Raw genomic sequence first — 9,567 nt, forward strand, 5'->3', positions numbered from 1 at the left:
ACTTTTGTGGAAGCCTTGGCAGCTTTTCGGACAGCGATGTCTTTCCGTTTCTTTGAGTGGCTGACCGAGAATCGGGATGTGTTTGCCGCTTACAAAGCCAGTTTAGGCTTTGTTTGGGCTTGAAATTTGTTTAAGTCCCATTAAGGCGGCGAAGGCTTCATTCGCTTGAACTAGAAAAACATATCTGCGATAATTTTCGATGGCTTTGTCTAATACTGTTGGGAGCGTATCCCCAGAGGAGTCAACGAGTGCTAACAGCGTTTTGTGAGCAGCCTCACTAATGCTAATTTTTAATTCAGGCATACTTTTCTCTCGTAGCTTGTGTAGGGCTATTGTAGCCAATTGTGTAAGGGCTAACAACCTGGTTGGAACTGATTATTTATTCTCCCTTTTGCCTTTTGCCTCTCCTGATATGTAGCCTATACTCAACGGATTTAGTATTAGATAACACCTGTGAATAACGGAGTCGGAGAAGAATTTTTTTTGCCCAATGTTGAAACACTTTTAACTGATGGCGTTGGCTGGGTAAACGCAGAATATAGACAAAGCGACGCATTATATCAGCCAATCTACCACTAATATTAAGGCCAAAACTGGAGACAAGGGCTGATTGTTTACCCAGGGTTAACATATCACCTAAATGGAGATAATAATAGGGTTGGGGCGATTTTTTTCTAATCACTGCCGAGATATTTTTGGCTACTACACTGGCTGCTTGATAGGCTGCCTGTGCCGTGGCGGGAATTACCTGTTTATTAGGATAAATTTCGGCTAGATCCCCAAGGGCAAAAACTTCGGGATAGTCGATTAATTGTAAACTGGAACGGGTTAATAATTTGCCTTGTGCTGTTTTCTGACAATCTAAATCATTGATCCAATCTTGTGCTTGGGTTCCTGCTGTCCACAATAATAAATCAATGGGGATAACCTCATTTGTATTATTTTTAAATACGGTTATGGAATTAGCTGCAACGTCCTTTAATCCCGTGTTTAAATAGAGACTAACATTCTTGGCTAAAAGGGAACGATAGGAAGCAATACGCACCGATTTAGGGAAGTTTTGCAGTATTTCCTCGTTCTTTTCCACTAGATGAACTTTGCCTTTTTTTCCTAAACGATCAGCCAGCTTACAGGCTAATTCTACCCCATTAGGACCGCCGCCAATAATGGCTAAATTAATTGAGGATTTTCCTTGAGTTTCTAAGTCATGAATTGCCGTTTGTAATTTTTCCACATCCTCTAAACTCCGAAAAGTTAGCCCATAATCGGCTAACCCCGGTATAGCCGGCCAACGATTCCGCACTCCCACCGCTAAAACGAGGTAATCGTAATCTATAACTTCCTCATTTTCTAAATATACTTGATGATTATTTAAGTCAATATTACTAGCTTTTTGAGGTTTTAAATTAACCTGAGTTCCTGTTAATAATTGACGGTAGGAGGGGGCAATTTCCCAGCGTTGCAATTCTCCTGTAATTAGTTCATAGAGAAGGGGAGTAAAGAGAAAATGGTCTTTTGGTTCGACTAAAGTTATTTGCCATTGACCTGATTTTACTGCTGTTAATCGACTCAGATCGAGCGCCGTATATAACCCTCCAAAACCACCGCCGAGAATGCAAATCTTAGTTATTGGTTTATTCATGGATTTTTATTCTCAGTTGTGTTTAAGATGGGTTTGAGTTCCGAAACTAATTGTTCTGAACGAATAATTCTTGCCGGGGGCAAAAGATGATAATGGGTATCAGCAAAAATGGTAGAATCGGTCTTAATATTCAAGTCTTTCGGATCATAAATTGTTGGCACAACCCGACTTAATTCTTCGGCAGATTTGCGAATATTAGCAACGGTTTTACCCTCATTTTTAGCATAAACCCAGGGCAACGAAACCACTAAAGTCGCCCCTTTTGCTTCTAAATCTTTCTTGAGTTTTTCAATCAATTTAATTGAGTGAGCAGAGGCAGGAGTATCAAAGGTCATTTGCCACCATTTCCCTGTTCTTTCCTTAACTATAGTCGGATCACCTGTATTAGTAATCGGATCGGAAAGATAACCCGTCATTCTGCCTTTAGTGAATAAATCAACCGTCGATTTAGTGACTGCACGCATCCCCGGAATACCTAATAACCAAGTGTCCTCGATCATGGTTTTTAAAGGTATTCCACCTAACCCTGGTTTGCCAATAGCGACGCTAAAAGGAGCCGATCCCCAAAGTCCTTCGCCGCGATTAAAACCGTCCTCATCCATGAGCATGAGATATTCAGGAATCAGCAGAATTACGTCCCCTTGGCGTGCTTTTTCGAGAATCATAGCGGCAATGACATTTAACCCGATATCCCCCTGTAAACCGAAGTTAACCACGGGCATTCCCAATTCTTTGGCCATTAATTCCGAATTTATGCTATAATGCGCCCCCGATCCCGCCGTGACGATTAAACGCCGCGGTCCTTCGATCTTAGCAGCGATCGCTGATTTTTCCTCGTACATCATCCGCAACCAGCTTAATTCGCCGCCGTAGATGACATTATAAACAAAGCCGAGGGACCAAGCGACTCCCAGAGAGGCTAACCAGGGGAAAGGGTTAAAGGATTTAGTATTCATCAGAATTCAAAGTAAATAAAGTCACCGGTATTAGTGGAAGCTAGGAGAATAGTTAAACCTAGCAATATTTTAGACAGCCAAGGGGATAACAAGAGTTCATATTCAAATTTTTTCTGGGCAATAGCCAGATGTTCAAGGATTAAAACAATGATACCAAGAACTAAAGCGACGCTTAAAACTGCTCCTTGATTAAGACTATAGGAACTAAAAATTTCCCCGATATTAGCTAAGGAATAATTGAAAGGATTGGCAATAACCAGCATTTTGCCGATTAATCTTCTGGTGTTAATCTCCATGAAAAAGAGACAACCAAAAATGACCGCCAATTGCGTTAAAGCCCAGGAGACAATTTGCGGCTGAGAAACGTATTTTCCGACGAAAGCATAGAAAGGTCGGCCCAGATAACGCAGTAATAATAATAATGCCCCGTGGTAAGCACCCCAAAAGATGAAATTCCAGGCCGCCCCGTGCCAAAAACCTGAAAGAGTAAAGGTAATGAATAGATAAAAAGGCGCCCAATTTTTATTGGAACCCATCAGGGGTAAAAATACATAATCCCGAAACCAAGTGCTAAGGGTAATATGCCAACGTCGCCAAAATTCGTTAATACTTTGGGATGTGTAGGGGGCTAAAAAGTTTAATTCTAATCTAACCCCGACAAAATAGGCTAAACCAACAGCAATAAAGCTATAACCGCCGAAGTCAAAATAGATTCTCAGGGTGAATAAAAAGGCCTCAAACCAGATATACCAAGCATTGTCGATCATCTTATCTAATTCGATGTAGGGCGCAATGTTATCGGCGAGGACAAATTTCATAAATAAACCGAGGGAAAGCCAACGCAAACCCTTCTCGAAGTTTTCTCCTGTAAATTTGAGGCGAAATCCCTCCATTTGTGGTAATAAATCCCGGCGACGCTCGATCGGACCTGCGACAATCTGGGGGAAAAAGGAGATAAAATTGACATAATCGAGGACGGCTAGGGGTTTCTTTTTCTTTTCCCGTAGGGAGTCCACCACGAAAGCCACCATCTGGAAGGTATAGAAGGATACCCCCGGCGGGATTTGGCTAGGCACGGGAATTGGGGAAAGTTCCTTCCAGTTAGGGGGGAGAGAAACGAACAATCCGATGATTTCCTGCACAAAAAAGCCGAAATACTTGAAGTAGGCGAGGACGAGAATATCGATGACGATAACGATAGTGGCTAGGAGATTCGCTTTCCAGCCGCTCATTTTCAGCACTAGCCAGACCATAATGTAGTTAAAGGCTAGGGAGACGATGAAAACGAGGAAACTGGTGCGACTGGCGTAATAAAACAGGATTAGGGACAGCGCCGCTAATCCCACCCCATCAAAAACACCTCGCCAGAGATTGAAGGACTTCCCCAGGTAGCGCGCCGTTAGGAAAGGAATGCTAAAAAGGATTAATATCCACCAAAATATAAAATCAGAGTAATTCAAGCCTTGTTAACTCCTGATGGTCTGTGTTACCTTGTTTGAGATGGGTTTCCCGACTTCTGATGCTCAGAGACGAGGGATTTTCTTGACAAGCTTATCAAACTTTGTCAGACTTGTCCATAAAATTACCTTCATCCATCCTAAAAAATCGAGGCTAGACAAGCAATGCTTTATCAAAAACTGTTAGATGCACATAAACGCTATCGACAATTTAAGACTTATCCCCATATTGCCGATCAATATTGGTCTAGTCAATTGGCAGAGCATAATATTAATCCTAATTATGTGGAATATGATGCTAAATCTGGTCAACTTTTTTACAAACCCTTAGGGATCAGTTTAAGCAAAAATAAGCAGGATTTCCTCTTGGGTAGCAAAGTTTTTAACAAAGCTAACGCACTAAAAGCTCTGGCCGATTGTAAATTTTATATCGATGGGCAACAGGAATTAATTATCGATATCGATGGAGTTAAGTTAATTATTGAGACGGGACAGGATTTAGATATTGCCCATGAAATTTTCCTTTTAGGTGTATATAATTTCCTCTATGACAAGCCCTGTGTAGCGATCGATATTGGTATGAATACGGGTTTTGCTAGTCTCTTTTTTGCCAATCGAGCTAATGTGAAAGCTGTCTATAGTTACGAACCTTTTAAGGCTACCTACGACCAAGCTTTAAGAAATTTTGCCCTCAATCCTAATCTAGCGGAGAAGATTAAAGCTTTTGATTATGGAGTCGGCGCTCGGGATGAAATTATTCAAGTCGAATACGATTACACCGTGAAAGGTAGTGTTGGTATTTCTGGTATTGACAACCAATTAAAACCTTTTGCCTCGAAACAAACAGCTAGAGCCGATTTAATTCTTAAACCTTTCACCGATGTGTTTAAAGGTATTACCTCTGATTATCCCGACATCGATATAGTTGCCAAGATTGATTGTGAAGGTTCCGAATACGAAATCCTCGATTCTTTAGCGGCAACTGGTCAATTGGGACAGATGAAAATTATCATGATGGAATGGCATAAAAAGGGTCCCGATGCTTTAGTTAAGCATCTGCAAGAATTCGGTTTTATCATCTTTTCCAGGATGCCTCGCAGTAAAAATGTCGGCACTTTGTACGCAATTAAACCCTAAAGTACAGAAGTGAGGTGATGGGGAGATAGGGAAATAGGGAAATGGGGAAATTTTAACTAATACCCCAAAACCCCAATACCTTCTAACTGATAACTGATAACTGCTTTACTGTGCTTGACAATAGGTATTAAAAGCTTCGCCAGTTTCTTTTTCTAATTGTCCCGCTTTTCTTACCTTTTCCTGTGCTAATTTTGCCCCGTTTTTATTGCGAGTTTCGATAACTTGAATTATTTCACGAGTGGCAGTGGCATAATCTTCGTAAACTTGAGCGAAAGCGGTCTTATATTTATCTAGTTCGGTATCCTTCACTGCTAATTTTTTCATATTTTCTGCGGCCTGTTCGATTTTATCGGCGGCTAATAGCCAACTTTTTTGGTCAATTTCTCTCCCTTGAGCGTTGGTTAAGGATTTGGTTTCTTGGGCCACTTCGTTGGCAATCCGATAGATTTTTTGACATTGAAACTGTTTACTATCAGCACAACTTGCTAAAAAAGTCAAGCCTATAAATGTTAAGATTATTTTGTTATTCATACCATTGTATTCGAGAGGATTCTAGAGAAGCTTATAGCGGTAAACTATCAGCCTCTAAGTAGGGAGGCACAATTATTTGTAGGATGGGTTAGGGGTAGCGTAACATAATCGGGCGTTGGGTTTCATGCTTCAACCCAACCTACGTTCTATCGGCACCCCCCTTATCAAGGGGGGCAGGGGGGATCAAAGACAAAATCTATCTTCAATTTAATTGAAACCACTTACTTAGAACTGTTCAATCTTATAAGATTAAAGTTTAGCACTCGATCGCTGTTAAGCGTGTCTTTTTTGATGCCAATTCCAGGCGTGTTCAACTATTACCTTGAGATCGGCATATTGGGGATGCCAACCGAGAACCTGTTTAGCTTTATCACTACTGCCGATTAAAATGGGGGCATCGCCGGCCCTTCTGGGACTTTCGCTTACGGGAATATCTAAACCAGTTACCGCTCGCGCTGTTTCAATCACTTCACGCACGGAAAAACCGTTACCATTGCCCAAATTAAACACATTACTTTCGCCCCCATTTAAGAGATATTCTAAGCCTAAAACGTGAGCCTGTGCCAAATCATTGACATGGATATAATCGCGAACAGCAGTGCCATCGGGAGTATCATAATCCGTGCCGAAAATTGACAGGGAATCCCGTTTTTTCAGGGCAGTTAATAAAGCCAGGGGAATTAAATGGGTTTCCGGTTGGTGATCTTCCCCTAATAAACCACTGGGGTCGGCTCCTGAAGCATTAAAATAACGGAAAGCCACCGATTTTAAACCGTAGGCCGGATCAAAATCCCGAAGAATTTGTTCCACCATTTCCTTACTGGCAGCGTAGGGACTGAGGGGATGATGGGGATGATTTTCCGTCATCGGAATTTCTTTCGGCATTCCATAAATAGCACAGGTAGAAGAAAAAACAAATTTCTTCACATCGGCGGCGATCATCGCTTGCAAAAGAGTCAGACTACCACTAACATTATTTTGATAGTAAATAGCCGGTTGCTGCACCGATTCCCCCACGGCAATAAAAGCGGCAAAGTGCATGACGGCGGCAATATCACGACTGGCAAATAAATTATCCAGCAGCGATCGATCCCTAGTATCACCGACAATTAACTCAACTTTTAATATATCCTTAATGATTTCGGCGTGACCGTAGGATAAATTATCGAGTACGATGACGGGATAACCGGCATTTTTGAGCGCTAGAACTGCATGGGAACCAATATAACCCGCACCGCCAGTAACGAGAATGGTAGGTTTAACTTGAGACACGCGATCATACCTATTTGAAATTGACTTGTCTATAACTTTATACCCTAATTTTCCTTTTATTTGACCATCATGTTAAGTCCCCTCGATCTATCTCTTTCCCTTGACAAAGAAACTTATCAATCACAAATTAAAGATTTAATGCAACAACTGCGATCGCTACAGAAGTCCTGTTGGGAATGTAAATTACCCGTGGTGGTGGTTTTGGAAGGTTGGGCGGCGGCAGGGAAGGGAACTTTAGTCAAAAAAATGGTTAACTATATGGATCCTCGCGGTTTTACCGTCCATCCAATTTTAACCCCTTCCCCCCAAGAGGAAAGTTACCCGTTTTTGTGGCGATTTTGGCAAAAACTGCCAGCAAAAGGTAGTATCGGCATTTTTTATCACAGTTGGTACACCCATCTACTAGAGGATCGACTCTTAAATAAATTGCCCTCCTCCCAGATTCCCCTAGTCATGCGCGATATCAACACCTTTGAGCGACAATTATCTGATGATCGGGTCGCAATCGCTAAATTCTGGATTCACCTCAGTCAAAAGGAATTAAAGTCACGCATCAAAGAATACGCCGAAAATGAACTAGAATCTTGGCGCGTGCGTCCGGAAGATTGGCAACAGGCCAAACGTTATGATGAGTATGCCAGTTTAGCCGAGGAAATGATTACCTACACTAGCACGGGGGCCGCCCCTTGGACATTGGTGGAGGGCAACTGTCAACGTTGGGCCCGGGTAAAAGTTCTCTCCCAATTAGTCGGTACGATCGCTCAAGCCTTGGATCAGCGCCAATTACCGATCGAACCCCCTGTCAATCTACCACCCCAAGCCCAATTACTGCCCACGGAACCCGATTATCTGGGGAGAGTGGACTTAAGTGCCAAATTGGAAAAAGAAGACTATAAAATCCGTTTGCGTCAGGCACAGGTAGAATTAAGAAAACTGCAATTAGAGATTTTTCAGGCAAATATCCCCGTTTTAGTCCTCTTTGAAGGGTGGGATGCCGCCGGTAAGGGAGGGGCGATCAAACGCTTAACCGATACCCTCGATCCTCGCAGTTATCAAGTGATTGCCTTTGCTGCCCCGACGGAGGAAGAACACCGCTATCATTACCTCTGGCGCTTCTGGCGGAAATTGCCCGCAGCCAAAACTATCGGTATATTCGATCGCAGTTGGTATGGACGGATTTTGGTGGAGAGAGTGGAAGGATTCGCTAAAGATATGGATTGGCGACGGGCATATCAAGAAATTAACGAATTTGAGGCCCAATTAACCCATTCAGGCTGTGTTTTAGTCAAATTCTGGTTACATATTAGCCCCGAAGAACAGTTAAATCGCTTCAACGAGCGCCAAAATAACCCCTATCGTCAACATAAACTCACCGATGAAGATTGGCGCAATCGGGAAAAACAGCCCCTCTACCATGTGGCAGTTAATCACATGGTAGCCCGTACTAGCACCCCCGTCGCCCCCTGGACGATTGTAGCGGCAAATGATAAGTATTTCGCCCGCGTTAAAGTCATAGAAACAGTAATTGCCGCTATTGAAACCGGTTTGAAACAACGGGGATAGGGGAGATAGGGGTATAGGGGATAGGGGAATGGGGAGATAGGGGATGGGGGAATGGGAGAATTCAACTAAAACCCTAAAACCCCAACACCCCAACACCCCAAAACCCCAACACCCAAAACCTAACACCCAACACCCAACCCCTAACATCCCTTTTCACCTGTCACCATGAGTTTTTCCCCCAGTTTAATTTCTCCCGATCTCAGTTTGGCTGATATTCCCCTAGAGGAAACCCTCTCTTTAGGAGTGATGGCTTCTGGTAGTGGTTCCAATTTTGCTGTTTTGGCGGCAGCGATCGCCAAAAAACAACTCAATGCCCGAATTCCTGTCCTCATCTACAATAATCCCGATGCCAAGGTAAAAGAAAGAGCCGATGACTACAATATCCCCGCGGTTTTCCTCGATCATCGTCAATTTAAACCCAGAGAAGAACTCGATCGGGCAATAGTAGAAACTTTCCAGGAATACGGCGTAAAATGGGTAATTATGGCGGGCTGGATGCGAATTGTCACCCCGGTTTTACTAGATGCTTTTCCCGATCGCGTGATCAATATCCATCCTAGTTTACTACCCAGTTTTAAGGGTGTGCGGGCCGTGGAACAAGCTTTAGCTGCGGGGGTAAAAGTGACCGGATGTACTGTGCATATCGCTCGCGCGGAGGTAGATAGTGGCCCAATTTTAATGCAAGCAGTGGTTCCCATTCTCCCCGATGATACCGCGGCTAGTCTCCACGAACGCATTCAAGTGCAAGAACATCGCATTTTCCCGGTAGCGATCGCTTTAGCGGCGAAATTGGGCCTATAGAGATAGATTTCTGGACTTTCTTGGCGAGAATACTGGCAAAAAAACGAAAATTCAACGCAAATCGTTAAATAAGTAGGGTCTGCTGAAAAAGTTTTTCCTAGGGGCAGGGTGTAGGGTGTGGGGTGTGGGGTGTGGGGTTTTACCGATTTTGAGGGGGTCAATTACCTAATTTTCAGGGAAAAAGTCCCTGAATTTACCCCTGATCACT

General features: G+C 43.0%; 9 protein-coding genes. 3 read left to right on the top strand and 6 right to left on the bottom strand.

Going from position 1 to position 9,567, the window contains the following annotated elements:
- Positions 1 to 102: 102 nt before the first annotated feature.
- The 4 genes from O9295_RS07315 to O9295_RS07330 all read right to left on the bottom strand — a co-directional run bounded on the left by O9295_RS07315 (position 103) and on the right by O9295_RS07330 (position 4,058).
- Complete coding sequence (locus O9295_RS07315) at positions 103 to 303, bottom strand: hypothetical protein (protein ID WP_288032521.1); 201 nt, start codon at positions 301 to 303, stop codon at positions 103 to 105.
- Between the two features lie 76 nt (positions 304 to 379).
- A complete protein-coding gene (locus O9295_RS07320; protein ID WP_288032522.1) occupies positions 380 to 1,642 on the bottom strand; it encodes an NAD(P)/FAD-dependent oxidoreductase in 1,263 nt (420 codons plus the stop codon).
- Positions 1,639 to 2,598: a hypothetical protein gene (locus O9295_RS07325; protein ID WP_288032523.1), complete on the bottom strand. Its 960-nt coding sequence runs from the start codon at positions 2,596 to 2,598 to the stop codon at positions 1,639 to 1,641. The genes O9295_RS07320 and O9295_RS07325 overlap by 4 nt, the downstream gene beginning before the upstream one ends.
- Positions 2,598 to 4,058 (bottom strand): MBOAT family O-acyltransferase, encoded by a 1,461-nt coding sequence (locus O9295_RS07330; RefSeq protein ID WP_125731231.1) that lies wholly within the window; start codon positions 4,056 to 4,058, stop codon positions 2,598 to 2,600. Before O9295_RS07330 ends, O9295_RS07325 begins: the two co-directional genes overlap by 1 nt.
- 162 nt (positions 4,059 to 4,220) lie before the next feature.
- Here O9295_RS07330 and O9295_RS07335 point away from each other — a divergent pair, with 162 nt between their 5' ends.
- Positions 4,221 to 5,192, top strand: a complete 972-nt coding sequence (locus O9295_RS07335) for an FkbM family methyltransferase (RefSeq protein ID WP_288032524.1) — start codon at positions 4,221 to 4,223, stop codon at positions 5,190 to 5,192.
- Between the two features lie 105 nt (positions 5,193 to 5,297).
- Here the strand turns inward: O9295_RS07335 and O9295_RS07340 are convergent, their stop codons facing one another.
- Both O9295_RS07340 and galE read right to left on the bottom strand, forming a co-directional pair.
- Positions 5,298 to 5,723, bottom strand: a complete 426-nt coding sequence (locus tag O9295_RS07340) for a hypothetical protein (RefSeq protein WP_288032525.1) — start codon at positions 5,721 to 5,723, stop codon at positions 5,298 to 5,300.
- 273 nt (positions 5,724 to 5,996) lie between these two features.
- Positions 5,997 to 6,995 (bottom strand): UDP-glucose 4-epimerase GalE, encoded by a 999-nt coding sequence (gene galE, locus O9295_RS07345; RefSeq protein WP_288032526.1) that lies wholly within the window; start codon positions 6,993 to 6,995, stop codon positions 5,997 to 5,999.
- 69 nt (positions 6,996 to 7,064) lie between these two features.
- Here galE and pap point away from each other — a divergent pair, with 69 nt between their 5' ends.
- Positions 7,065 to 8,558, top strand: a complete 1,494-nt coding sequence (pap, locus tag O9295_RS07350; RefSeq protein ID WP_288032528.1) for a polyphosphate:AMP phosphotransferase — start codon at positions 7,065 to 7,067, stop codon at positions 8,556 to 8,558.
- Positions 8,559 to 8,723: 165 nt separating this feature from the next.
- Positions 8,724 to 9,359 carry a phosphoribosylglycinamide formyltransferase gene (gene purN / locus O9295_RS07355; protein ID WP_288032529.1) on the top strand — a complete coding sequence of 212 codons (636 nt, stop codon included), beginning with the start codon at positions 8,724 to 8,726 and terminating at the stop codon, positions 9,357 to 9,359.
- The last annotated feature ends 208 nt before the right edge of the window (positions 9,360 to 9,567 follow it).

It is taken from the genome of Microcystis sp. LE18-22.4A (assembly GCF_027531105.1).
In the GTDB taxonomy this organism is placed as follows: Bacteria; Cyanobacteriota; Cyanobacteriia; order Cyanobacteriales; family Microcystaceae; genus Microcystis; species Microcystis aeruginosa.

Excerpts from the sequence above, each read along its gene's own strand:
- O9295_RS07320 (WP_288032522.1), bottom strand. The coding sequence starts at position 1,642 with ATGAATAAACCAATAACTAAGATTTGCATTCTCGGCGGTGGTTTTGGA.
- O9295_RS07315 (WP_288032521.1), bottom strand. The coding sequence starts at position 303 with ATGCCTGAATTAAAAATTAGCATTAGTGAGGCTGCTCACAAAACGCTG.
- pap (WP_288032528.1), top strand. The coding sequence starts at position 7,065 with ATGTTAAGTCCCCTCGATCTATCTCTTTCCCTTGACAAAGAAACTTAT.
- O9295_RS07335 (WP_288032524.1), top strand. The coding sequence starts at position 4,221 with ATGCTTTATCAAAAACTGTTAGATGCACATAAACGCTATCGACAATTT.
- O9295_RS07325 (WP_288032523.1), bottom strand. The coding sequence starts at position 2,598 with ATGAATACTAAATCCTTTAACCCTTTCCCCTGGTTAGCCTCTCTGGGA.
- purN (WP_288032529.1), top strand. The coding sequence starts at position 8,724 with ATGAGTTTTTCCCCCAGTTTAATTTCTCCCGATCTCAGTTTGGCTGAT.
- O9295_RS07340 (WP_288032525.1), bottom strand. The coding sequence starts at position 5,723 with ATGAATAACAAAATAATCTTAACATTTATAGGCTTGACTTTTTTAGCA.